This is a genomic window from Neobittarella massiliensis (ex Bilen et al. 2018) (genome assembly GCF_900289145.1).
Lineage (GTDB): Bacteria > Bacillota > Clostridia > Oscillospirales > Ruminococcaceae > Neobittarella > Neobittarella massiliensis.
The window spans coordinates 1-24,452 of sequence record NZ_OKQO01000014.1 but is presented as its reverse complement, the minus strand read 5'-3'; the positions used below and the strand labels follow the sequence as shown (position 1 = coordinate 24,452).

General features: G+C 59.3%; 15 protein-coding genes. 13 read left to right on the top strand and 2 right to left on the bottom strand.

All coding sequences use genetic code 11. The features are described from left to right. Positions 1 to 76: 76 nt before the first annotated feature. The 12 genes from C6Y32_RS14605 to C6Y32_RS14550 all read left to right on the top strand — a co-directional run bounded on the left by C6Y32_RS14605 (position 77) and on the right by C6Y32_RS14550 (position 20,340). On the top strand, positions 77 to 634 hold the full coding sequence (locus C6Y32_RS14605; protein WP_129589468.1) for a hypothetical protein: 558 nt from the start codon (positions 77 to 79) through the stop codon (positions 632 to 634). A gap of 90 nt (positions 635 to 724) precedes the next feature. Beyond that, positions 725 to 3,373: an AAA family ATPase gene (locus C6Y32_RS14600; RefSeq protein ID WP_105206012.1), complete on the top strand. Its 2,649-nt coding sequence runs from the start codon at positions 725 to 727 to the stop codon at positions 3,371 to 3,373. Then, the gene (locus tag C6Y32_RS14595) at positions 3,361 to 4,047 is read left to right on the top strand and encodes a phage distal tail protein (protein ID WP_105206011.1); all 687 of its coding nucleotides are present in this window, start codon (positions 3,361 to 3,363) and stop codon (positions 4,045 to 4,047) included. Before C6Y32_RS14600 ends, C6Y32_RS14595 begins: the two co-directional genes overlap by 13 nt. A 19-nt stretch (positions 4,048 to 4,066) precedes the next feature. Beyond that, positions 4,067 to 6,022 carry a phage tail spike protein gene (locus C6Y32_RS14590; RefSeq protein WP_105206010.1) on the top strand — a complete coding sequence of 652 codons (1,956 nt, stop codon included), beginning with the start codon at positions 4,067 to 4,069 and terminating at the stop codon, positions 6,020 to 6,022. A 13-nt stretch (positions 6,023 to 6,035) separates the two neighbouring features. Further along, positions 6,036 to 8,357, top strand: a complete 2,322-nt coding sequence (locus C6Y32_RS14585; RefSeq protein ID WP_105206009.1) for a DUF859 family phage minor structural protein — start codon at positions 6,036 to 6,038, stop codon at positions 8,355 to 8,357. A 16-nt stretch (positions 8,358 to 8,373) separates the two neighbouring features. Continuing rightward, positions 8,374 to 9,387, top strand: coding sequence for a LysM peptidoglycan-binding domain-containing protein (locus C6Y32_RS14580; protein WP_105206008.1), 1,014 nt, complete (start codon positions 8,374 to 8,376; stop codon positions 9,385 to 9,387). Positions 9,388 to 9,407: 20 nt separating this feature from the next. Then, positions 9,408 to 9,923 (top strand): phage holin family protein, encoded by a 516-nt coding sequence (locus C6Y32_RS14575; RefSeq protein WP_105206007.1) that lies wholly within the window; start codon positions 9,408 to 9,410, stop codon positions 9,921 to 9,923. A 1,068-nt stretch (positions 9,924 to 10,991) separates the two neighbouring features. Next, positions 10,992 to 13,430, top strand: coding sequence for a diguanylate cyclase domain-containing protein (locus tag C6Y32_RS14570; RefSeq protein ID WP_105206006.1), 2,439 nt, complete (start codon positions 10,992 to 10,994; stop codon positions 13,428 to 13,430). 134 nt (positions 13,431 to 13,564) lie between these two features. Beyond that, complete coding sequence (locus C6Y32_RS14565) at positions 13,565 to 18,292, top strand: sensor domain-containing protein (protein ID WP_105206005.1); 4,728 nt, start codon at positions 13,565 to 13,567, stop codon at positions 18,290 to 18,292. A gap of 13 nt (positions 18,293 to 18,305) precedes the next feature. Further along, complete coding sequence (locus tag C6Y32_RS14560; protein ID WP_105206004.1) at positions 18,306 to 18,746, top strand: ACT domain-containing protein; 441 nt, start codon at positions 18,306 to 18,308, stop codon at positions 18,744 to 18,746. Between the two features lie 68 nt (positions 18,747 to 18,814). Continuing rightward, a complete protein-coding gene (gene buk, locus C6Y32_RS14555; protein WP_105206003.1) occupies positions 18,815 to 19,900 on the top strand; it encodes a butyrate kinase in 1,086 nt (361 codons plus the stop codon). Between the two features lie 44 nt (positions 19,901 to 19,944). Continuing rightward, positions 19,945 to 20,340, top strand: a complete 396-nt coding sequence (locus tag C6Y32_RS14550; protein ID WP_164998307.1) for a DUF3795 domain-containing protein — start codon at positions 19,945 to 19,947, stop codon at positions 20,338 to 20,340. A gap of 89 nt (positions 20,341 to 20,429) precedes the next feature. Here the strand turns inward: C6Y32_RS14550 and C6Y32_RS14545 are convergent, their stop codons facing one another. After that, positions 20,430 to 21,122 (bottom strand): transglycosylase domain-containing protein, encoded by a 693-nt coding sequence (locus tag C6Y32_RS14545; RefSeq protein ID WP_105206001.1) that lies wholly within the window; start codon positions 21,120 to 21,122, stop codon positions 20,430 to 20,432. A 270-nt stretch (positions 21,123 to 21,392) separates the two neighbouring features. On the opposite strand from C6Y32_RS14545, the gene C6Y32_RS14540 reads away from it, so the two are divergent. Next, the gene (locus C6Y32_RS14540; protein WP_105206000.1) at positions 21,393 to 21,689 is read left to right on the top strand and encodes a Dabb family protein; all 297 of its coding nucleotides are present in this window, start codon (positions 21,393 to 21,395) and stop codon (positions 21,687 to 21,689) included. 132 nt (positions 21,690 to 21,821) lie between these two features. Here the strand turns inward: C6Y32_RS14540 and C6Y32_RS14535 are convergent, their stop codons facing one another. Then, a complete protein-coding gene (locus tag C6Y32_RS14535; protein WP_105205999.1) occupies positions 21,822 to 24,137 on the bottom strand; it encodes a DUF7601 domain-containing protein in 2,316 nt (771 codons plus the stop codon). Between the last annotated feature and the right edge of the window lie 315 nt (positions 24,138 to 24,452).

The following is a 24,452-nucleotide window of genomic DNA, read 5'->3' as shown; positions in this document are numbered from 1 at the left end:
GGAGGGAGATCGGAGGACTGCGGTTGGCCAGAGAGCAGAGACCTATCGATCTGCTCGGGACCGGAAACATGGGGAGATGGCGCTGTGTTTGTGCATGGTGTTGGGGGTATTTGCGGGGTGTGGGAAGAAACATAGTTTTGGTGTTGACTATGAGGATTTTGAGAGCGACCTGCAAACAGAGGCCCTGTCTTTAGGGGTGCGACTGACATTTGAAAAAGAAAAGTCTGACATTGAAGGGGAAACTGAAAGTATATACTCTGCATCAAGTTCGGATGAAAAGCCATCAGCTGAAATTTTGGATGAGAATGTGAGCATCTATATTACACGTAACGAAAAAAAGGGCGATGTGAAGAGTGTAATCATCGTTGCTTTTGGCGCTCCTCGTGGGGCGAAGACCAGAAGGTTGACCCCCCAATTGTACAGGGCAATCATTCCGCTACTCTACAAGGGGGCGGACGATGCGGCGATAGAGGATATTGTAGGTAAGCTGCATGTAGATGACTTTACGGAATATGGGAAAAGTACCACTTCGGCAAACGGCATAAAATATGGTTTTGATGTTCAGAAATGCGACTGCCAAGCGAATATAGTGACTCATCAATATCATGTCGTAGCAACTTTTTACCCGGACTAGTAAGGATAGATTTGCATAATAAATTTTAGTGGATAGTTTTTAAGAAAAAGCACATCGAAAGATGTGCTTTTTCTTATGGAGGAGGTACATATGGGCTTAGAGGTAAACGTAAATAGTGAGCAAAATATTGCTAGCTTTACGACCATCGTCAATAATGTCAAGTATGTGACGGAAGCGGCTAAGACTGTTTCTGGAGAGGTAGATAAACTCAAGACTTCGACGAAGGCGCTGGAGACTATCGCAGGCGGCGTTTCTGGAGTAACAGCGGAAATCGCGAAGGGCTGGGTGGATGCTGCTACAGCCGTATCGGAATACGATGCGATGATGGCCGAATCGACGACGGCGATGAATGTAGGGTTAAAGATGATGTCTATGTCGTTTAGCCTACTCATTCCACAAATTGCTGCTGCGACCACCGCGCAAGAAGTTTTTAATGCTGTGACTAGCATGAGTCCATTTGGTGCGATCAGTGCAGCAATTGGCCTGGTACTTACAGTTCTGGGGGCCTTTGCAGTATCGAGTACTGAGGCAACGGTAAAAACCGACGCGCTGACAGAAAAAATATATGAACAGCGCGACGCTATGGATCAACTTGCAGCGACACGGTCAGAGAAGATATCGGACGATCTGGCAGAGATCACCCATGTTCAAAAACTCTGGCAAGAATTACAGACACTAACTGACGAACAGGGCAACGTGAATGCCGGGCGTGAGGAGCGAGCGCAATTTTTAGTAGAGGAGATCAATAAACTTTTGCCGGGTTCAGTACAGTGGCTCAACGAAGAAAAGACGGCGCTGCAGGCCAACGGCGATGCAATAGATAAATTGATCGAAAAAAAGAAAGCGGAGGCAATACTTGACGCCTATTATGAAGAATATACCGAGGCCATCAAGACAAGACAGCAGAAAGTAGAGAATTGCTCAGAAGCGTATGCAAAATATGTCGCAGCACAATATGAAGTAGAGGAAGCAGAAAAAGCGGTTTTAGATGCACAGGCTAAGGGACTGGATGCATCTGCGCTGATCGATACTTGTGAACAGAAAAGAGATACGCTGAAAGATGCAAGCAAAGCCTATGAAGAAGCGGAGAAGCAGGTCGCAGATTCTACACAGAAAATAAATGGCTATGAGCAGATGCAGGCAGCTGTTTTAGCTGGTAATACAGATGAGATCAAGAGGATCAATGCCGATAAGGGTGCCAGCTATATGACGGTCGCTGAGACTACCACGACCGGGCTTAGAGAGCAGTATAAAGAAGAAGAAGCGCAGTATAAGAACTTGCTAGATATGAAAAGAGCTGGTAACACATCTATAACAGATGAAGATGTAGAGGCTGCTCGGATGCGTGTGGAGAGGACAGGTGCTGCTATGGCAATGGCAGCAGCTAATCAGGCTCCTTATGTACAGAAGGCTATGTCTGATATGGGTCAGGCCGGTGTGGATGGGATCAATGAATCGACTGGGAATGTCAAAGAGGCCGTAGAGGACCAGGTCGAAGAGACAGCAAATACATTTGCACTAAAAGAGGGCGAGACGTTGCCACAGATATACCTCAATGGTGTAAAAGTGAGCGACAGCTATATCCAGGGTCAAAAGGATAAGGAGGGAGAAATTGAGAGTGCAGCGTCTGACCAAGCAGATAAAACGGTAAATACATTTGCACTAAAAGAGGGCGAGACGCTGCCGCAGATGTACCTAAACGGCGTAAAGGTGAGCGATAGCTACATCCAGGGACAAAAGGATAAAGAGGGAGAAGTTGAGGGTGCGGCATCTGATCAGGTAGATAAAACGGTCAATGCGTTTGCGCTAAAAGAGGGCGAGACGCTGCCGCAGATGTACCTAAACGGCGTAAAGGTGAGCGACAGCTACATCCAGGGACAAAAGGATAAGGAGGGAGAAGTTGAGGGCGCGGCATCTGATCAGGTAGATAAAACGGTCAATGCGTTTGCGCTAAAAGAGGGCGAGACGCTGCCGCAGATGTACTTAAACGGCGTAAAGGTGAGCGATAGTTATGTGCAGGGGCAAAAAGATCAGTCGGGTGAGGTAGAAGGTGCAGCTGCCAATCAGGTAAATCTGACACTGGATGAAACCATAAAAAAACAGAACCTGCTGCAATCGAAAATGTATGGCAGCGGTGGAAAGATGAGCGAGGAATACATTCGCGCACAGAAAGAGAAGGAGGGAGATGCCCGTAGAGCAGCAGAGAGCTTAGTGACCAGCGGATATTCGAGCATGGAAAGCAAGGTCAATAGCAGCAATACCAGCTCGTTGGGTTATAGACTGGGAAGTGGTCTTTCATCCGGTATCAGTAATGCCATTCCCGGGGCTGTGATGGCAATGGGCTCTATGATAGACCGTGTGATCGCAAAAGCAAAACAGCAGGCAGACATCCACTCACCATCAAGAAAGATGCGCGATCTGGTGGGAAAACCGCTGGGACAGGGTCTTGAAGTGGGAATGGAGACCACCTTGCCCCTGATCGAGCGGGAGATGAGTGAAGAGGTCTCGAGCCTGGTGTCGCGGATGCGGGGAACGGTACAGGCAGAGACCTCGGCGCTGTCGACGCGGGTATCGGCGGCATCACTGCAAACATCCGCTGTCATGGCGGCAGACACACAGCAGACAGCGGGCGGCAGACGGCCGCTACAACTGCACCTGTACGAAGATGGTCAGGAAATGGCGGTCAAACTGATGCCGTACATCGAAAAATTGGGAGGGTATAGAGCATGTTTACCATAAATGGTGAGAGTGTCGAGAAGTTTGGCGTCCAGATGGGCGACTACACAGTGGTGCCCCACGAGATCCAGACAGAAGTGTTGCGGGGACAAGATGGTGTCTGGTCGCGGATCGGCAGTACCCGCTATGGCGGCAAGACTTTGACAGTCACCGCCCGGGTAGAGGCGGCCGACCTGCACGACGCTATAAAACAGGTGAGCAGCCTAACGGCGGCGCTGACCGGCGAAAATGAACTGCTGCTGCCAGACGGTTTTTACTACCGCAGTATCCTATTGTCGGTAGACGGAACGGAGCGCATCACCGAGGATATATTCGAGGTGGTCTATACTTTTGACAGTATCCAGCACGATGAGATGGCCGAGATCATTTTAGACGGCGCCGGTGAACATATCATACAGGCTGGCGGCAACCTGCCCGCCGGGTGCAGCTACACCTTTACACCGCAGCAGGATATGGAGTCGGTGACCGTGGGCGGCAGGACAGTTCTCAAACTGACTGCAGGGGAGGAAGTGGTCATCGACGGCATTCAAAAAATGGTGACCGCGGCCGGAAACAATAAATTTGCCGATGTGGGGGAGGACTTTACGTCCTTCCCCGTTTTGACCCCCGGGGAGAACAAGATCGCAGTGTCGGCGGATATCCCGGTAACGGTGCGGTACTACCCCACCTATTTATAAGAGAGGGGAGACTGGCTAGATGATTATTTTGACCGGAGCGGACGGGGCGTCGCAGTATCCTTTAGAGGGATTGGCCCCCAGCGCTTACAGCATAACGCACGATTACGATGGACTCGATACCCTGCAATTTGAAATATCCAGCGAACACCCCCAATACGATAAGCTGGCCGAGGAACTGCGGGTGGAGGCACAGGGCCGCTACTACCTGATCAAGGGTATGTGCGAGCGGCGGGGCGGTACCACGACGGTGGACTGCGCACTGGATTTGAGCGCGCTGCAGGCGCGCTTTTATATGACCTACAACCACAGTGAGATGCGACTGCAGGACGTATTGGCGGAAGTATTGCCCGAGGGCTGGCAGGCACAGGGCGGCACCCAGGTGACTGATCTGCACAAGCTCGAGCTGGAGAGAGTGACGGCATATGATATCTTGCAGGAGTGTATGGAGATCTATGGCGTGGTGTACGACTGGGACAACAAGCGCCGGATCGTGCGGGTCATCGTACCGGAGAATGCGCAGCCTACGGGGATTTATATCACCGACGAACTGAACCTGCGTTCGGTGACCTTTACCGGCGAGAGTACCGATCTGGTGACCAGACTGTACCCCTACGGAAAAGATGGTTTGAGCATCGTCAGCGTCAACGAAGGTACAGAATTTATAGAGGATTTTTCCTATACCAATCGGGTGATCTGCGCCACCTGGGAAGACCGAGACTGCGAGGACCCACAGTTGCTAAAAGACCGGGCGCTCGAACAGCTCAAGCGTTTGGCAGTACCTCGGCGCAGCTATGAACTGGATGTGGTGGACTTGGCTAAAATGGACCCCCGGTACAGCCAGCTGAAACTGGGCCTATACGATAAGGTACTGTTTATGGATGACCGACGCCACAGGAAAGAGGAGCACCAGGTGGTGGAGTACGTGGAGTATCCGCTCATGCCGGAAAAAAATGTGGTGACACTGTCGTCGGTGCCAGAGAAGATCACCGGTGTGTTCCAGAGCACGATCAAAGAGATCAAAGAAGAACTGCAGAGCGGACACACAAAGCTAAATGAAGTGGTACGAGATCTGGACGCCACTACCTCCCGGTTGACCGAGACCTACACCAAAGGCGAGACAGAGGTACTGCTCCAGAGTCAGATCACCCAGGCGGCAGACGTGATCCGCACAGAGGTGGCCGAGACCTACGCGACCGGCAAAGAGCTGGAGCGGGAGAGCAGCCGTATCGACCAGCGCATCGAGCAGATAACCCTATCGGCCCAGAAGACAGGTGGCGACAATCTGGTCGCTGGGTCCAGCGGCCGGCTGGGACTCGAAGACTGGGTGACAGAGGGGCAGGTGACGACCGATACCAGCAGTGAGACCTACCGCCAGACAGCGGCCGGCGGTGGCTTTATTTTAGCGGGCGGAGCCGATACCAGTGGTGCTATGCGGCAGTATATAAAGACTGTGCCCGGCGGACAGTATGCCTGGTATTTTAAGTACAAGCTGGAGGTGGGCCTACAGACAGAGGCGGCAGTGGCGTTTGGCAGGCCGGTGGAGGAGATCACACCTACCGATGAGTGGGTGGAGCGCACCGGCAGCTTTATTGCCCAGTCAGAAGAGACAGAAGTGTCATTTGCCTGTCAAAATGGCGTGCTGGCCGTGGCGGATATCATCGTTAAAGCGGGTCTGGTGTGCACCGCCTGGCAGCAATCCAGAGGCGAGGTGGAAGCCGGGGGCGTGACTGTCAATCGGCGCGGTCTGCAGGTAGACGTAGAGGGTGATCCTTTTGCGGTGCAGATCGATAACAAGCAGTTTTTAGTACAGAACAAAGATACCGGTAAAGATGTGGTCTATCTGACCAAAGATGATGCACTCATAGCCAGATTGACAGCGCAGGAGGAGCTGACCGTACAGCGGTACGAAAACCCGGTCAGCGCCTTGCGCATCATCCCTATGGAGAGCGGAGCATTTTTCGTTATCAACGACTAAGGAGGAATGTATATTGGCTATTATCAACGGATCAGTAACCAATTACGCCGGCAATTTTGCCTATTTTTTGGATGTATACGAGATACAGACCAACGTGGCCAACAACCAATCGCTGGTCCGTGTCGATGTGTGGCTCACATCGAACACGCGCAGCTGGGAGAGCCTCAGTGGGGTGGATGGGACTGTCACCATCAGCGGTGTGCAGCACGGCTTTGACAAGATCGTGAGCATCGGCGCCGGCGGTCGAGTCGTGCTGACGACCTGTGATCAGTGGGTGACCCACGATGCCGCCGGCGCAGGTAGTATCTCGATATCTTCGACCTTTAATCCGACCAGTTCTTACTCGCCGGGAAGATGTTCTGCCAGCGGCAGCTTTGCGCTCTCTACCATACCCAGGGCCAGCAGCCTTACTTCCTCGGCAAACTTTGTGGCCGGGGACAATCTGCCTTTGAGTATCAGCCGGGCCAGCAGCAGTTTTACGCACAACATCGAGGTGCGATTTGGCAGCACTTTGGCGATCAGCCGCGGCGGCTACACCACCAGCGGCACCATTACCTGGACTGTTGCCGAGACCAAAGCACTCTACGGTCACATGGGTACCGCGCAGAGCGTGAACTATACTCTGCGGCTGATCACGATGTCCGGCGGCACTTTGATCGGCTACAAGGACTATGCCGGTACCATCACAGCCCCGGCGCACAGCACCATCACCACAGCGGCCAATTTTACCATCGGCCAGGCTCTGACCGTAAACTTGAGCCGCAGCCGGGCCGCTGTGACCCACAAGCTGACTCTGGCGGTAGGAGGGGCGAATATCCGGCAGGCAGATGTATCTGGTACAGCTTATACCTTTCAGTTTACAGCGGCGGAGACAGCCGCCATATACGCCAAAACGCCCAACAGCAACACAGTGGCAGTAAAACTGACCTGCCAGAGCTACCACTGCGATCACCTGTGTGGCACAGTCGTAAAAGACGGTACGGCTACAGTAAACAGTACGGCGGCCCGGCCGATATTTGGCAACTTTACCTTTTGCGACATTAACAGTGCCACCACTGCCTTGACACTGGATAGCCAGAGGTTAGTCAGTGGTTTTAGCACCTTGCAGGTGACGGTGCCGGCAGCTGATCGGGCCACCAGCACTACTGGTGCGACCATCAAAAAATACATCGTTTCTTGCGGGGGCAAAACGGCCGAGATCCCCTATGGAGCGAGTGAGGTAGCCGGCAGTATCAGAGCGGTGACTGGCGGCAGTATTCAGGTAGCGGCGGTAGACAGTCGTGGCAACCAGACCTCGGTCACCAAGCTGGCGGATATCATCGACTACACCCCGCCCAAGATCACGACCATGACCGTGCGGCGCCAAAACAATGTGGATACCCGCACGCGGCTCGTATTGGAGGGTACCTATTGGCAGGGCAATTTTTCTGCCGAAAAGGTAAACCGACCAACGGCAGCATATACCTACCAGGCCAGTGAGGCAGGCGGCTGGAGCAGCGAGACGGCACTGCCCATCACCATAGCTGGCGGGAAATTTACCCTGACCGCGTTTATCGATGGCGATCTGGGCGCCAACGGCTTTACTGCCGACGCCTCCTTTGATCTGCTGTGCAAGGTGAACGATCTGCTCTCTTCGGCGCAGCTGAGCCGCGTGCTGGATCGAGGCATCCCCACCATGCATATGACCAAAGACGGCATCGGCGTGATGAAATTACACGAGCAGGGGTCGCTGGACGTGGCTGGCCAGATCGCAGTGACCGATAGCGGCTTGACCACTACTATGGGCTGCCGAAATGCCAGCTATATGCACTACTTCACCGACGCGCCTAATCATTGGTTCAATAAACCGGTATATGTGCAGGGGGACGTGTACGGCGGCAACAACTACAATCGGCGGCTGCTGTATGCAGACGAGCTGCTCAACAAGATCTATCCGGTAGGGGCCGTGTACATATCTATGGTCAATACCTCACCGGCCAGCTTTTTGGGCGGCACTTGGTCGGCAATCGCCGCCGGCCGGGTGCTGGTAGGAGTAGATACTTCTCAAGCGGAGTTTAACGCTGTCAACAAGAGCGGCGGTGCGAAGACACATGCTCATGAGTCGGGAACGTTACGTGCGCAGATCGGTGCCTATGACGGCAACTCAGCGTCACTGGGGTACACCGCATCAGAAAAGGGCCCCGACATATTCCACTATGCATTTACACATTCTGCAAATTCACTCAATATAGCAAACAGCCGTATCAATCACGCTACCAAAGTTGCAGGTACATCGGCGGCAGCTACCAATCTGCAGCCCTACCTGACTTGCTATATGTGGCGGCGTACGGCCTAGGACATCTGTAAAGTAGATGGACAAACGCAAAGAGGAGGATGAGATGAACGAGATCATGCACGGGATCGATGTATCGCGCTATCAGGGGGATATCGACTGGCAGATGGTGGCGGGCTCGGGAAGGCAATTTGCCATTGTTAAAGGCGGCAGCATCATTTACGGCACTCCCTGTGAAGATAGAATGTTTAATGCGCATATGGACGGAGCGCTGGCAGCAGGGCTGCATGTGGGGATGTATATCTACGCCTTTGCTTTAAATGAGGAAGAGGCCCGGCAGGAGGCAGGGTTTGCCCTGCAGCTGGCAGCGCGCTACCGGGGGAAATTAGACATGTTCATCGCCTACGATGTGGAGGACAGTACGATCGCTCATCTATCATCCGATCAGCTGGCAGCCAATATAAGAGCCTTTCAAAAAGAGATCGAGGAGGCTGGGCACTACTGCGTGCTCTACGCCAGTAAATACTGGCTGGAGCAGAAGATCGATATGGCTAAACTGTGCGATCTGGATGTGTGGGTGCCCCAATGGGACACCACATGCACCTATACCGGCAACTATGGTATGTGGCAATATAGCAGCTCTGGCAGTATACCGGGTATTGTGGGACGGGTAGATGAGGATATCGCCTATAAGGATTACCCGAATATAAAAATGACAGCAGCGCCGCCCACCTCGGCCCCATCACAGACCGGCACCACTGAGGTCGGGTCGCTACCGGCTGCTCCTATCGCCGGGAAGACCCGCTATACAGTACAGTTGGGAGATGATCTAACGGCTATTGCCGCCCGCTATGGCAGTACGGCCATGGCTTTGGCGGCAGCTAACGATATAGAGAACCCCAACCTGATCTACCCCGGACAGGTACTGAACATCCCGAAGGCAGGCAGCGTGACCTATACGGTGGTAGACGGGGACACGCTGTCGGCCATTGCCGGGCGTTTTGGCACTACTTATCAGGCACTGGCTGCTCAAAACGGCATTATAGACCCCGATCTGATCTACCCCGGCCAAAAGCTGCACATCTTGCTGTGAACGGGCCACGGGGGAAAAAGATGATAGAACATGTGAAGAGCTGGAAACTGGCTATAGCCGGTCTGACAGCGGCGCTCTCAGCCATATGGGGATGGTTTGGTTGGCTGGTCGTGCTGTGGGTCACCGCCATGACGATCGATTATCTTACCGGTACAGCTGTTGCCCATCGCCAGAAAAGATGGCGGTCCTCGCTGGCCAGAGATGGTATCTGGCACAAACTGGGTAGTCTGGTAGCCGTGGGGGCGGCGGTACTGCTCGATATACTCATCGGATTGGTGATCGCCGGTATACCTGCCATATCGCTTCCTTTTGACTATACGGTAGGGCTGAGCCCGGTGGTACTGGTGTGGTATACACTGACCGAACTGGGCTCTATCTTGGAAAATGCCGGCGCTCTAGGTGCACCTATTCCCACCTTTTTAAAGAGGGGACTGGCTGCATTGGAAGAGGCGACCAAATGTGCAGGTGACCCTGAAAATGCAGCGAGCACCACCCCGAAGAGAACAAGCGCAGGAGAGGACCATGAGCCAGACTAATAATCTGTGCATGGAGTGCCGGTAGTACTGTACCGCCGTGCTGCAACATAAAAACTGATGGTACGTGCTAAAGACTAACGGCCCAGTGAACCAACATTCGGCGCCGGTCACTGAATGGAGTCGGCTGTCATTGTCGATATGCAAGGTAGACTGCTGGGTATTGGACCCTGGGGCAACCATAGATTCGCTACAGAGCGCACTCGACCAGAGTGTAAATCGAGAGTAAACGAGCCTGGGACCAACAGTGAAAACTGTTTGGCCCCAGGCTTTTTTTGTTGGTGGGGTAGCTATTATGTATCGGGTAGTTCAGCGCGTATGCTTTTACAGTTGCGACAGATCGCAGCCATTGACAGGCGTTTTATGGGAGAACAGTCGAAAGTAGCATCACAGTTCCAGATCAGATCTAGTCCGCCCCCAGACCAGCTGCGGTCCAGTTCGAATGCTCCGTCGGTAAGCAGGTGTGGGCGGGTATACTCTATCCAGCCCCATAAAAGGGATGACCACCGCCAGCCCCAAAGATACCGGCTCCCAGTCTCGGCGGGCGGCACTTGGCGCGCCTGCGGAATACGCGCTGTGTGTGGGTACTAGTCTGGCGGTTGTTTCTGGGGTACATAGCAGCTGCCGGCCACCACCTCCACGGCGGCCGGCGGCAGTGGATCACCGCGATAGATGGCGCTGCCACCGCCCGATGGAGCAGCCCCACTGCTTAGGCGCTTGGCGGTACCGACCACCTTACAGACGACCGGAAGAGGGGCACATTTTTAGGCTGGAACAATAGCCATAGGCACGATGGTTCCTGATATTTTAGGCGCTTTTTATGATCTGTTCGCGCCTAGTAGACAAAAATGCCGAAAAAGCTCGGTTTTGCTGCGAAAAGTCGTTGGGACACGGACAGAACACGACTTGTCCAAGCCTCAACTGTATAACATGCACAGAAATGTTGCAAGTAAAATAGGCGTGTGATATGATTGTTACATAATTTGGATAAAAATGGTTTTTATATAGAGTGCGCCGCCTGTGTCACCAGGTGGATACAGGCCCCTGCGAGGCGGCCGGGAAAGGACCACTATGCAGCAAGACGCAACGAATATCCTCGACGATCTGGGCAATGTGGCGGGGTATGTGATCAGCCGTGAGGACCACCGGATCCTGTACTACAATCGGCGGGTAGAGCGGGTGAGCCCCCAGGTGCGGGTGGGGATGATCTGCCACCAGGTGTGGCCGGAGGGGTGCCAAAACTGCCCGCTCCACACCATCGGCGACGCCGAGACCAGCACATCGATCAGCAGCGGCGACGCCTTTGGCGAAGTGGTCGATATCTCGGCCACCAAAACTGTTTGGGAGGACGGAACACCGGCCTACATCATCACCGTGGCCCCCCACCAATTCACCGAGATCGAACAGCAGGCCATCTTAGACCGCGAGCTCCTCATGCGGGGCATCCTGCAGATCTACGACTCGGTCGTGTCGGTCGATCTGTCACAGGACAGCTATACCTTCCTCTCGCAGTACCGCGGCCCGGGCAAACAGCCCTTTGGCAGGACCGGGACGTACTCCGAGCTGATCGGCGGCGTGGCCGACAGGTTAGAGGAGCCGGAGCGGCAGGCCTACCTGAGCGCCTTTATGCCCGCGGCGGCCCGGCAGGTGTGGCAAAACACCGCCAAAGACCCCTACCTGCAGCACCGCTGGCGGGACGCGCTGGAGGAGGAGCCGCGCTGGTATGAGACGTGGCTGGTGCGGGTGCAGGACCCGTTTGGCCAGCGGCAGCTGGCGGTGCTGCTCAGCCGCTGTATCCAGCAGCAGAAAGAGGATGAGCAGCGCCTGCAGGAGGCGCTGGAGATAGACAACCAGAACCTGCGGGGGGTGTGCGGCAAATACATCGTGCGCGACCAGAACGTGTACCTCCTGCAGGGCAGCGACCGCTACTTTCAGCTGCTGGATACCTCGCCGTCCGATTACCGCGACGGCATTTTTCCGGGCATGGACCCCCGCCAGCGCCGCCGCTACATCTGCATGATGGTGGAGAAGTCGGCGCTGCACGAGCCCATCTCGCTGGAGTTTGCGCGCCAAAAAAAAGACGGCAGCACCCAGTGGCTCCAGGTGCAGTTCATCTACACCGGTCAGCGCGGCAACGCCCCCCTGTACTACGGGATACTGGTCGATATCACGGCGCGCAAAATGCTGGAAAAAGAGCACCACGAGCTCTTTGAGCAGCTGCCGGTAGGGGTGGCCAAGCTGCTTTTAGACAGAGACCTGAGCCTGCTGGAAGCCAACCGCGCCTATCTGGACATCCTGGGCTGCGAGATGGCGGACATGATCGACGGGGCGCTGGCCTGGGTGCACCCGGACGACCGCGACCAGGTGCAAAGAGAGGTGGAGGCGGCCCGCGGCGGCGCGCCTTTGGATATGGAGATGCGGGTGCGGCGGCGCGACGGCACCGTGGTGTGGGTGCAGGTGCAGGGCCGCCCGGCCGGAGAGCTGGACGGCGTGCCGGTGACCCAGGTGGTGGTGCGCGAAAAGACCGACCGCCACCGCATGCGGCAGGAGCTGGAGGACCTGCGCGCCCGCTACCGCCAGGTCATCGAGGGCGGGGAGTGCCGCCCCACGCTGTACGATGGGGCGACCGGGCAGTTTATAAAGCCGCCGGAGCAGCAGCCCGGCAGCCTGAGCGGCAGCGTCGTTTTCGACTACGACCTCAAAGAGGACCAGCTCACCTTTTCCGAGCCGTTTCTGGCCTATTTTGGCGGCGAGCAGCGGGTGTTTACCAAAGCCCGGCGGCTGCTGGTACACACCAGACTGATACACCCCGACGACCGGGCCGCGCTGCGCGCGGTGCTGGAGTACTGCCGGCGCGAGCGCGGCCCGGTGCGCTGCTATCTGCGGTTTCACACGTTGGCTCGGGGCATGCAGCGGTTTTCTGTCTCGATAAGCTCGCTCTGGGACCAGAGCGGCAGCCGCGTGCTGGGGCTGGTGGGCAAGATCGTACACGATGTAGAGCAGCCGGCGGAGGAGAGCAGCCCGCGCCGCGACGCGCTGACCGGGCTGTACGACCGGCAGGCGCTGGTGCGGCAGGTCGAGACCTACCTGCGCTTTGGGCAGCAAAAGCTGGGGCTGATCCTGGTGGATATCGACGACTTTTCCGGCGTCAATGCCGAGCTGGGGCACGTGGCCGGCGATGCGCTGCTGCGCAACATCGCCGGGCGGCTGCGCCGCAGCGTGGACGGACACGACATCGTGGCCCGCAGCGGCGGCGACCAGTTCGCGCTGCTGCTCAAGGGGCTGGACGGCCGCGAGGACCTGGAGGAGCGGCTGCAGCAGGTGCTGGCAAAGCTGTACCAGCCGTTTTCAGCGCCGCACGCCGCCCGCGGCCTCAAAATGAGCATCGGGGTCTGCTGTGCGCCGGATGAGGCGGCCACCTGCCGCCAGCTGCTGGCACGGGCCGAAGAAGCCGTGCAGAGGGCCAAGAAACTGGGCGGCGGCCGCTGCGTTTTGTACGGGGAGATGTAGCCCGCCCGCCGGGCGATAAAAACGGTGACTTGCGGGGGCCGGTATGGTACAATGAGAGCTAGACAACAGGCGCCGGGGTCTGCGCGGGCTGCAGTGGGGCAGACAGGAGAAGACCGGGCGCGAGGAGCGTATTTATGGATAGAGAGCACGCGCGTGTAGAGGCCTTTTTAAAGGCCTTTTGCACCGCTTATTTAAAAGACCGCGACGTCCCCAAGACCCTGACCTTTTTTGCGCCCGGCGCCTTTGGCATCGGCGTGGGCAGCCGCGCGTGGGCGCCCGATGACCGCCACCTGACCGAGCTGCTCGACCGGGAGCTGCAGGGGGTGAGCGCCCCCGACGACATGTGCTGGCAGGAGCTGCAGGTGAGCGGCGACGGCGACGGCTTTTTAGCCATGGCCCGGCTGTACCTGCGGTACGGCGACCGCGGCACCGAGCTGCGCATCAGCGCCAAGATCGAGCAGCTGAGCGGCGGCCGTCTGGGCCTGCAGGCGGTGCACGTGTCGACGCCCATGCAAAACAAGTTGGGGCAGCTGCTGCCGCTGGAGCTCTCTTTTAAGGGCGGGCAGGCGGTGGAGCTTGAGCTGCAGCTGGATATTTTGGCCCAGCTCGGCGAGGCGGTGGCGGCGGGCATCGCCGGCGCCCGGTACCAGGAGGGGGCGCCGCTGCGCTTTGTCAACCAGCAGCTGCTGCACATGCTGGGCTACAGCTACGAGGAGTTCGAGCGCGCCACCGGCGGGCTGCTCATCGGCGCCCTGCACCCCGACGACCGGCAGCCGACTGTGGAGGCCATCACCGGCCAGCTGGCGGTGGGGAACACCTTCGAGGCCGAATTTCGCCTACTCAAAAAAGACGGCGGCAGCGTGTGGGTGCTCGACCGCGGCCGGCGGCTGTTTGAGGGGCAGGACGAGATCCTGGTGGGCGTTTTCGTCGACATCACCGAGCGGGCGCTGCTCAACCAGAAGCTGGCCAGCACCGCCGCCGATCTGCTGAAGAAAAACCGCGAGCTGGAAGACTTTTCCGACAACCTGCCCGGCGGTATCTGCCGCGTGCGCATGGATGAGGACTTTACGCTGCTGTATGGCAGCCCCAGCTTTTTTCGCCTGTACGGCTACACCGCCCAGCAGATGCGCGACAAGCTGGGAAACCGCCTCATCGCCGCCATCATCCCCGAGGATGTGCCCAACATCATGCAGGTGACCGGCGCCGCCTACGCCGACCAAAAGCGCAATTTTGAGTTTGAAAAGCGGGTGACCCGCGGCGACGGAAAGCTGACCTGGATCTTGACCAGGGGCAGTTTTGGCGGCGAGGACCACGGCGTGCCCTACATGAACTGTGTGGTGCTCGACATCTCCGACCGCAAAAAGGTGGAGGAGGAGCTGCGCCAGAGCGAGGAGCGCTTTCGCATCGCCATGGACCAGACCGGGGGCGCGGTGTTCGACTACCACATCGACGGCGGCTACAACGTATACACCAGCCGCGCCGCCGAGATCTACGGCCTGCCGCAGCGGGTGGACGACGTGCCCCAGTCCCTGATCGACCGGGGGATCATCCACCCCGACTACATAGAGTCCTACCTGCAGGCCTACCGGGATATACAGCGCGGCGCACCGCGGGTGAGCACCGTGATCAAGGCCCGCAATGTGCATGGCAAATACATCTGGGACCGCCTCTCGATGACCGCCGTGCCCGGCCCGGCCGGCACGCCCCGGCGGGCCGTTGGCCTGGTGGAGGATATCACCCACCAAAAAGAGACCGAGTACGCCTTTATCAAAGAGGAGAAATACCGGCAGGCCATGCTGGCCGACGTGCTCTCTTACGCCGAGGTGGACCTGAGCGCCAACACGGTGGACGAAGCCACCGGCCAGTGGGCCGAGCTCATCGGCCCCGGCCGCCAGCAAAATTACGAGCACAGCCTGCAGCTGCTCATGCGCCGCCGCCTGCACCCGGAGGAGCGGGCCGATTTCGAGCGCTGCTTTGGCCGCGGACAGCTGCTTGAGCGGTACGGCGAAGGTCAGGCCGAGGTGAGCATGGAGTACCGCCAGATCGGGATGGGCGAGCGCCTGCGCTGGGTGCGCATGACCGCCCACATCATCAAAGACCCGGTCTCTGACGCGGTGAAGATGCTCTGCTATGTAAAGGATATCGACAAGCAAAAGAGAGAGGAGCTCTCGCTGCAGTACCAGTCGCGGCGCGACTCGCTGACGGGGCTATACAACAAAGGCGTATCCGAGACGCTGATACGCGACTTTTTGGCCGAGGTGCCCGCCGGGGGCATGCACGCCTTTTTGATCATCGACGTAGACGATTTTAAAAAGATAAACGACAGCTTTGGCCACATGTACGGCGACCGGGTACTATCTCAGATGGCCGGCAAGCTGCAGGCCGGCTTTCGCGCCGACGACGTGGTGGGCCGCATGGGCGGCGACGAGTTCATCATCTTTATGAAAAACATTGCCGACAGCGACATCGCCGAGAAAAAAGCCGCCCAGATCTGCGCCAGCTTTCGCCGCAGCTTCGAGGGGCTCAGCTGCTCGGTGGGCATATCGCTGTGCCCGGCCTGCGGCGACACCTTCCCCGAGCTGTACCAAAAGGCGGATATCGCGCTGTATCAGGCCAAGCAGCGCGGCCGCGACCGGTATGTGTTCTACACCGATGATATGTGCATAAAGGGGCGCTCACAGCGGGTAGTCACCCAGATCGACCAGCCCACCGTCGAGCCCGAAGAGCGGGCCGAGCCCGGCAGTATGCCAACGGCCAAAGACTCGCTGATAGACGAGTTTGACGACGTGCTCTACATCAGCGACCCGGTCACCTACCAGCTGCTGTATATAAACCCCACCGGCGCCGAGAACCTGGGCTTTGTGGGCCAGGAGTACCTGGGCCAAAAGTGCTATAAGGCGCTGCAGGGGCTGGATGCCCCCTGCGCCTTCTGCACCAACCACCTGCTCCGCTTCGACCGCCCCTACGTGTGGGAGCACGCCAACAACCTGTTGCAGCGCGACTATATCATCAAAGACAAGCTCATCAACTACCAGGGCCGCCCGGCCCGCATGGAGGTGGCCGTCGACATCACCGACTTATCGGATGTGTCGCACGCACAGGCTGTGCAGACCGATGTAAAGGTGCTTTTAAAAGAGCTGGAGGACTGCCCCGACCGCCAGCGGGCCATAGATATCGCCGGTGCGGCGGTGGCGGCCCACTACGGCGCCGGCGAGGTGCTGTGGCTGGAGTACGACGCCGGCGCCGACCTGCTCAGGTTCTACCCCCAGTGGCGCGATGAGCTGCGCACCGAACAGGCCAGAAACTGGGAGAGCGTGCGTCTCACCGGCCAGGTGGCCGAACTGATGAGAGAGCAGCGCAAGCTCGAGATAGAGGATATCCAGCTGCTCAAACACAGCAGCGTGGTGCTGTACCAGCTGTTTTCTAAATTGGGGGTGTACAATCTGTTTGCCGCCCCGTTTATGCCCATGGGTCAAAAGCGGCAAAAACAGTACTACCTGTGCATGGTCAACTGCCGCCACAGCTACTACCGGCAGAGCTTTTTCGAGATCGCCGTCGCCCTGCTCTACGCCGCCTTCCAGCGGCTGGAGCAGCAGCGCAGCATCGACTTTCTGCGCGAGCACGACCCGCTCACCGGCCTGCAGGGCCGCCGGCGCTATGTGGCGTACCTGACCGGCATCGACGAGCAGAGCTTTGCCAGCCTGGGCGTTCTGGTCGCCGATATCAACGGCCTAAAGCAGATAAACGACCAGTACGGCTACGCCGAGGGCGACAAGGTGGTGCGGCAGACGGCCCGCTGCATCTGCGACCGCTTTGGCGACGAACGGGTGTTTTTGCCCGGCGGCGACGAGTTTTTGGTGTTCTGTCAGGATATCGGGCAGCAGGACTTTGAGGGGGCGGTATCGGCCCTGCGGCAAGACCTGTTTGGAGTCACCTCCAACGGGGTGGCGCTGGGCACCAGCTGGACCGACGACGAGCCGGAGCTGCAGGCCCAACTGGAGCACGCCCGCGAGCAGATGCTGGTGGAAAAACAGCGCTATTACAGCGACCGGCAGACGGTGAGCAAGCACAACCGGCCCCAGGTGCTGCAGCAGCTGCTGGCCGACCTGCGCGGCGGCGTTTACCAGATGTATCTGCAGCCCAAAGTGGATATCGCCACCGGCCGGGTGGTGGGGGCCGAGGCGCTGGTGCGCAGCGTCGACCCGCAGACGAAAAAGGTGCTGCCGCCGGCCAGGTTCATCCCATTTTTCGAGCGGCTGCGGCTGATCCGCTACATCGATTTCTTTATTTTCGAAGAGGTGTGCAAGTTCCAGAGCCGGCGCGCGGCGCAGGGCCTCGAGCCGCTGATCATCTCGCTCAACTTCTCGCGCATCACGCTGCTGGAGACCGACCTGACCCAGATGCTGCAACAGCTGCTGGCGCAGTACCGGGTAGACAGCCACACCATCGAGATCGAGATCACCGAGACTGTCGGCGAGGTGGGCAAAGAGACGGTGGCGGCCATCAGCGAAAAGCTGAAAGGCGAACACTTCCTGATCTCGCTGGACGACTTCGGCACCAAGTACACCAACCTGTCCATGCTCACCGGCATGGATGTGGACGTGGTAAAGCTCGACCGCAGCCTGGTCACCCAGATCGGCCAGAACGAGCGCACCAGGGCCGTGGTGGCCCACACGGTGCAGATGTGCCGGGAGATGGGCATCGCCACCATCGCCGAGGGAGTGGAAGACGAGACCCAGCTACAGCTGCTGGCACAGCTGGGCTGCGACTGCGCCCAGGGCTACCTGTTCAGCCGGCCCATGCCGGCCGATGATTTTAAGCGCTACCTGTCGGCCCAGAACCGGCCGACAGGCGGCGCATAGAAGGTGAGAGACTTTGCTGCAAAAAACACATAAACTGCACCTGCATGTACAAGACCGGGTGGGGGTGCTCGACCAGATATCCATCCTCATCCGGCGCTCGGGGCTCAACATCAGCGAGATACACGCCAGCCCGCAGTACGACGGGCAGACCACCCGGCTGCTCATCACGGTGCAGGGACGGGGCGATATGCGGCTGCTGCTCGGCCAGCTGGACCGGCTCGACTGTATCCTGTCGCTCGCCGCCGACACGTGCGCCCAGGGCCGGGAGCTGGCGCTGGCGTCTTTTGACAAAGGGGCCCCCGAAGAGGAGCTGCGGCAGTTGGGAGCCGCCCCGCTGCCGGGGCAAAAAAACACCTGGCAGCTCTGCGCCGCACCGGCGGCCGTCGATGCGTTTTTGGCGCTCTGCGGCGCTGCCGGCGCGCGCACGATCCGCACCGGCGAGGTGTGGCTGTAAAACTTACTCTGCCCGCCCGCCGTCCGGAACGGGCTGCCGGCGGGCCCAAACCAAGGAGGAGGTGCGCGGTGCGCGCATATTATATCCTGGCGATCAATCCGGGCTCTACCACCACCAAGATCGCCGTGTATAAAGACCAGCAATGTGTGCTGGAGAGGACCCTGACCCACGACCGCGACGAGCTGGACCGCTGCGGCAGCGTGATGGGGCAAAAGCCGCTGCGCCAGCAGATGGTGATGCAGGCCCTGCAGGAGGCCGGGCAGGGTCAGGAGCAGGAGCACATCGTGCTGGATGCGGTGGTCGGCCGCTGCGGCATGGTAAAGCCGCTGGATTCGGGCACCTACCGCATCGGCGACAAGATGGTGGAGGATCTGTCCAGCGGCGAGGCCAGCCTGCACGCCTCCTCGCTGGGCGGGCTCATCGCCCGGGATATCGGCGACGCGCTGGGCATACCGGCTTTTACCGTTGACCCGGTGGTGACCGACGAGCTGGTGCCCCAGGCCAAGCTCACCGGCATGCCCGGTATCGAGCGGCGCAGCATCTTCCACGCGCTCAACGCCAAAGCTATGGCCCGCCGGGCCTGTGCAGAGCTGGGCAAGAGCTATCAAAACAGCCGGCTCATCGTGGCCCACATGGGCGGCGGCATCACCGTCGGCGCCCACCATTACGGGCGGGTCATCGACGTCAACGACGCCATGATGGGGGAGGGCCCCTTCACCCCCGAGCGCAGCGGGGCGCTGCCGCTGGTACCGGTCATCGACATGTGCTTTTCGGGCCAGTACTCCCGGCAGGAGATGGTGGATCTCATCACCAACCAGAGCGGCATGCAGGCGCTGCTGGGCACCAACGATCTGCGGGTATGTGAGAAGATGATCAAAAACGGCGACTCGTTTGCGGCGCTGGTGCTGGAGAGCATGGCCTACCAGGTGTCCAAACAGATCGGCGCTATGGTAGCGGTGCTCTGCGGCCGGGTCGACGGCATCGTGCTCACCGGCGGTATGGCCTACAGCGACCGCTTCACCGGCCAGATAAAAGAGCGCGTAGACCTGATCGCCCCGGTGTTCGTCTACCCCGGGGAGAGCGAGATGCTGGCTATGGCCCAAGGGGCGCTGGCGGCGCTGCAGGGCAGCTGCCGCATACTGGAGTACGAGTAGGCGCCCCAGTGCTGAGGGCCTTGAGGCAGAAGGGGGGAGCTGTGGTGCAGGAGCGGGTAGAGCTGTTGGCCCCCTGCGGGGTGTACTGCGGCCTGTGCAGCCGTTACCTGGCGGCCAAAAAGCCCTGTGGCGGCTGCCGGGGGCCGGCGGCGCAGCTTGCGGTGTCGTGCCAAAAATGTGCCATACGCGGCTGTGTGCAGGCGCGCGGGGCCGGCGGGTGTTTGACCTGTGCGAGCTGGCCCTGCAAAAAGCTGCTGCCGCTCTATAAAAATTACCGCCGCCGCTATCAGGTCGATCTGCCGGCGTTTGTAGCCCACATAAAAACAGTGGGCAAACCGCGGGCGCTGGCGGCGCTGCAAGAGAGCCACCGCTGCCCCGCCTGTGGCCGCCTTTTTTCTCTGCAGGACGGCTGTTGTCTGCACTGTCTAAAAAAAGAGTAGCTGTGCAGCTCCCCGACCCGGGGCCCGCGCAATAAAACAGAGCGCCGGGTACGGTATGCGTATCCGGCGCTCTGTTTTATTTTTGGGGTTCAGGCCAGGCTGGGGCGGTCGCTCTCACTCAAATAGCCGTATTTTACCATCGCGTCCAGCACCTCTTCCTGCCGCTGGCGCCCCTGGTCGGGGTTGTCGGCAAAATAACTGGGCGCCTGGGGGAGACCGGCCAAAAAGGTGGCCTCTTCCAGAGTGAGGTCGGCCGGCGCTTTTTGGTAGTAGTAGGCGCTGGCCTGCCCGATGCCGTAGCAGTTGTTGCCAAAGTAGGCGTCGTTGCAGTACAGCTCCAGTATCTCGTCTTTAGAGAGCTCTTTTTCCACCTCCAGGGCAAAAAACACCTCGGTTATTTTGCGGGTGATGGTCTGCTCCTGGCTCAGGTAGATGTTTTTGCACAGCTGTTGGGTGATGGTGCTGCCGCCGCCCACGATGTGCCCGGCGCGCACGCTGTCAAAGAAGATGCGCACCAGTGCCAGCGGGTCGATACCGCCGTGGTCGTAAAAGCGGTGGTCCTCCACGGCCACCACCGCCTCCAGGTAGTAGTCGCTCATCTCCTCCAGCGGCACATAGCCCTCTTTTTGTTTGAGCGCGGCCACTTTTTGCGACACCGGTTCCTTTTCGATGATCTGCGCATACTGGTGATGACAGTACAGGGTAAGAGCGGTGCCGCCGACGATAAGCAGCAAGAGCAGGCAGCAGACGATGCGGCCCAGCCACTTAAAAAAGGTCTTCACAGGCACACCTCCTTTGTTGTAGCGGGCAGCTGTGTGCGCCCGCCGGTCTCTTTTTTCAGTATAGCGAAACAGGCGGTAAAAATCTAGCGCTGTTTCTTACAGACGCATTACGGTTTTGTGACGATTTCTTCTCGGCGCCGGCGGGAAAAGCAGTGCCGGCCCGGCCGATAAAGAGCTTTTACACCGGCGCCCCGATTTGGGATAATGCAGACAGACGGGCGAGCAGCACACCGGCCGTATGGCCGGACCAGAGAAAGGAAGGTTTTATCTATGGTAAAGCATATCGTTATGTGGAATTTGGCAGAAGAGGCCGACGGCCGCACCCGGGCGGAGAACGCCGCCATCATGAAACAAAAGTTAGAGGCGCTGGTGGGCAAAGTCCCCGGGCTGCTAATGGCCCAGGTGGGGCTCAATTTCACCCCCGGCGGGGCCGATGTCTGCCTGTATGCAGAGCTTTGTGACCGCCAGGCGCTGGCGGTATATCAAGATCACCCCGAGCACGTCAAGGTGAAGGCGTTCGTCCATCAGGTCGTGACCGGCCGCAGCGCCGCCGACTTCGAGGTGTAGTTAAAAAGGCGCGCTGCCGCGGTGCCGCCCGGGCGGTATGCCCGGCCAAGCGGCCCCATCCATCCACCAATAAAAGACCGGGCTGTCCTTACACGGACAGCCCGGTCTTTTGCCTTTCTCGGCCGCGCTATTTTACTTGCTGTGTTTGGGGCGATAGCCCCAGCGCCGCCGGTATAACAGCAGCAGCGACCCCGCCGCCACCGCGGATATGAGCAGCAGCACCGCCGATACGCTCCCGCCGGTAGCGGGGGAGCCGGGAGAGCCGGTCTCGGTCTCGGCGAGCGGTCTCGGCGTCTGGCTGTCGCGCCAGTTGGTAAATACCGCCGTGCTCATCTGCCCGGCGGCGATCGCGCCGCTGTCGCCGGTGGCGGTGGTGCGGTAGCCGTCCTCACCGGCCTCGACCTCGGTCACCCGGTAGGTGGTGCCGGCGGGCAGGCCGGTGGCGGTACACCGCTGCCCGTGCCTGAGCGTGAACTGCGCCTTGCCGCCGGTAAACAGCATCTCTCCGTATACGCCCGAAACGGCGGTGTCGCTCAGCTGCACCACAAAGGTAAAATCGCGGTCGGTCTCGCCGCCGATGCCGGCTACCGCTTTTTCCACCGTGAGCGAGCCGGTGGCGGTGGGCAGCGGAGTGTTGGTGATGGTGATCGAGATGGTCTTGGCGTCTTCGTCCACCACCGCCTGCGAGTAGCTGGGGGCAAAGCCGTCGGGCACCGGCGTCTCGAGCACCTGTACCTGCAGCTCCCCCAGTGTTGCGGGGTCCGGCAGTTGGGTAAAGGTGGCCTGCCAGCTGTTTTTCTGTTCCAGCACCACGGTATCCAGCTGGTAATCGCCGATCTGCAGGGCCACGGTCACCGCCGCCTGCGCCGCCGGCAAAACACCGTCGGGCCACACCTTGCGCACCTGTAGCGTGTACTCCTGCTGCGGTGTGCCGATGATCACGCTGCCGTTCGAGCCAACGCCGCCGCCGCGCGGGGCGCGGTTGCCGGTGATGTAGAGCTTGGCCTGGCTTTGGGCCAGCTGCTGTGCCGCCGGTGAAACCACCGCCTTCAGGGCATGCCCCTGGGTGCTGTTTTGGATGTCGGTCAGCCGCTGACCGGGGTCTTGGGGATCAAATCGCGCTGTCTGGTCGGGCTGGCCCAGCTGGTCGCCGTCGAGCAGCTCGACACCGCCGTCGCGGTACCAGCTGACCGCGCCGCCGCCGAGCATGCGATCGGCCAGGTTGGTGGTGTAGAGCTTGCCGGTCTGCGGCACGGCGACAAAATCGTCGCCGGCCCCACCGGCCCGGTTGCCGTAGATGGCGCCGCCGTTGGTCACTGCATTGGTGGCGTCACCGGTGGGGCAAAACCACAGCCCACCGCCCAGCAGCTCGGCGGTATTGTCGGTGATCAGCGCGTCGTACATGTGCAGCACATAGGGCACACAGCCCACATACACGCCGCCGCCCTGACGGCCGGCGCCGTTGTCGGTAATGCTGCCGCCGCTTAGCGTCACCTGATTCGAGGCGATGTATATGCCGCCGCCGCAGCCCTCATCGCCGGTGCCGCCGCCGATGGCCCGGTTGCCGGATATCTCGCCGCCGTTTAGGCGAAAGGCGCCGGGAATGTTGTATTTCTCTATCCACAGCTCCTGGTACGACCAGCCGGCGGCGTAGGCGCCAGACTCGACAAAACCGTCGGTCACACACACGCCAGCCCCCATCTTGCCGGTGTTTTGCAGGATCTGGCCGCCGTTCATGGTAAAGTCGGCGTGGTAGTACACCATGACCCCGCCGCCGTAGTTTTTGGTGTAGCCCTCGAACCCCTGGGCGGTGTTGCGGGCAATGAGCCCGCCATCCATCTGGCAGACCGCCAGCCCCAGGTCGCTCCACAGAGAGGAGGCATTGGAGTTGCCCAGCAGTACGCCGCCGTTATAGGCGACGTTGTCGGTGATCTGGGCGTCGCCGCTGATATACAGGTGCGAATCCACCTCTTTGTCGGTACCGCCAAACACCACGACCGCCGCAGAGATGCTGGCCTCCAGCGTGTTTTGGGTGATCTGCCCGCCAGACAGCTCGATCGTGGCCCCATCTACAGCCATAACTGCGCCGATATGCTGATTGCTGCGCGGCTGGGTGTAGGTGTTATCCCGTATCTGGCCGCCGGTCATGGTAAAGGTGGCGTCGGGGCCCACGACACTGACTGCGCTGCGCTGATAATCCGCGGCGCCGCCGAGACAGTGGATGCCCTGCAGGGCCCCGGCGTTGAGCGCCACTGCGCCGTAGCTGCAGATCAAGCCGTTGGAGTTGGCTGCCAGGCCCCGCCCGTCGAGCGTGATGCCGTCGATATTCAGTGTGCCGCCCTTTTGGACGAGAAAGAACAGGCCGGTGTAGCGGGCATCTCGGGCCAGCGTGCCGCCGCCCTGCAGCGTGACTGTGGTGCCCGCCGGTATCGTGAGCAGCTCTTCCATGTAGATCTCACCGGATAGAGAGAGCACCGCCGAGCTGCCGGCTGCGGCGTCGATGGCGCTTTTGAGCTGGGTAAAGGTGGTGATCTCGGTCTGTGCCGGGCCTGTCTCTTATTGGCCTCTCGAGGAGGATAGGAGACAGCAAGGACGGCAGGAGGGGGGAGGGCCGCGGCCCGGGCGCGCCCGGTCCAACGTGGGCCACGCCACCGAAAGCAAGCTGGCGCGTATGGGCATACACACCATCGGTCAGCTGGCCGCCCAACCGCCGGCACTGGTGCAGCAAAAGCTGGGCAAGGTGGGCGTTCTTTTATGGGGCTG

Bases quoted from the DNA above. Each gene is read 5' to 3' on its own strand.
- C6Y32_RS14580 (WP_105206008.1), top strand. From the start codon at position 8,374: ATGGACAAACGCAAAGAGGAGGATGAGATGAACGAGATCATGCACGGG.
- C6Y32_RS14570 (WP_105206006.1), top strand. From the start codon at position 10,992: ATGCAGCAAGACGCAACGAATATCCTCGACGATCTGGGCAATGTGGCG.
- C6Y32_RS14540 (WP_105206000.1), top strand. From the start codon at position 21,393: ATGGTAAAGCATATCGTTATGTGGAATTTGGCAGAAGAGGCCGACGGC.
- C6Y32_RS14565 (WP_105206005.1), top strand. From the start codon at position 13,565: ATGGATAGAGAGCACGCGCGTGTAGAGGCCTTTTTAAAGGCCTTTTGC.
- C6Y32_RS14605 (WP_129589468.1), top strand. From the start codon at position 77: ATGGCGCTGTGTTTGTGCATGGTGTTGGGGGTATTTGCGGGGTGTGGG.
- C6Y32_RS14535 (WP_105205999.1), bottom strand. From the start codon at position 24,137: ATGGAAGAGCTGCTCACGATACCGGCGGGCACCACAGTCACGCTGCAG.
- C6Y32_RS14595 (WP_105206011.1), top strand. From the start codon at position 3,361: ATGTTTACCATAAATGGTGAGAGTGTCGAGAAGTTTGGCGTCCAGATG.
- C6Y32_RS14600 (WP_105206012.1), top strand. From the start codon at position 725: ATGGGCTTAGAGGTAAACGTAAATAGTGAGCAAAATATTGCTAGCTTT.
- C6Y32_RS14575 (WP_105206007.1), top strand. From the start codon at position 9,408: ATGATAGAACATGTGAAGAGCTGGAAACTGGCTATAGCCGGTCTGACA.
- C6Y32_RS14590 (WP_105206010.1), top strand. From the start codon at position 4,067: ATGATTATTTTGACCGGAGCGGACGGGGCGTCGCAGTATCCTTTAGAG.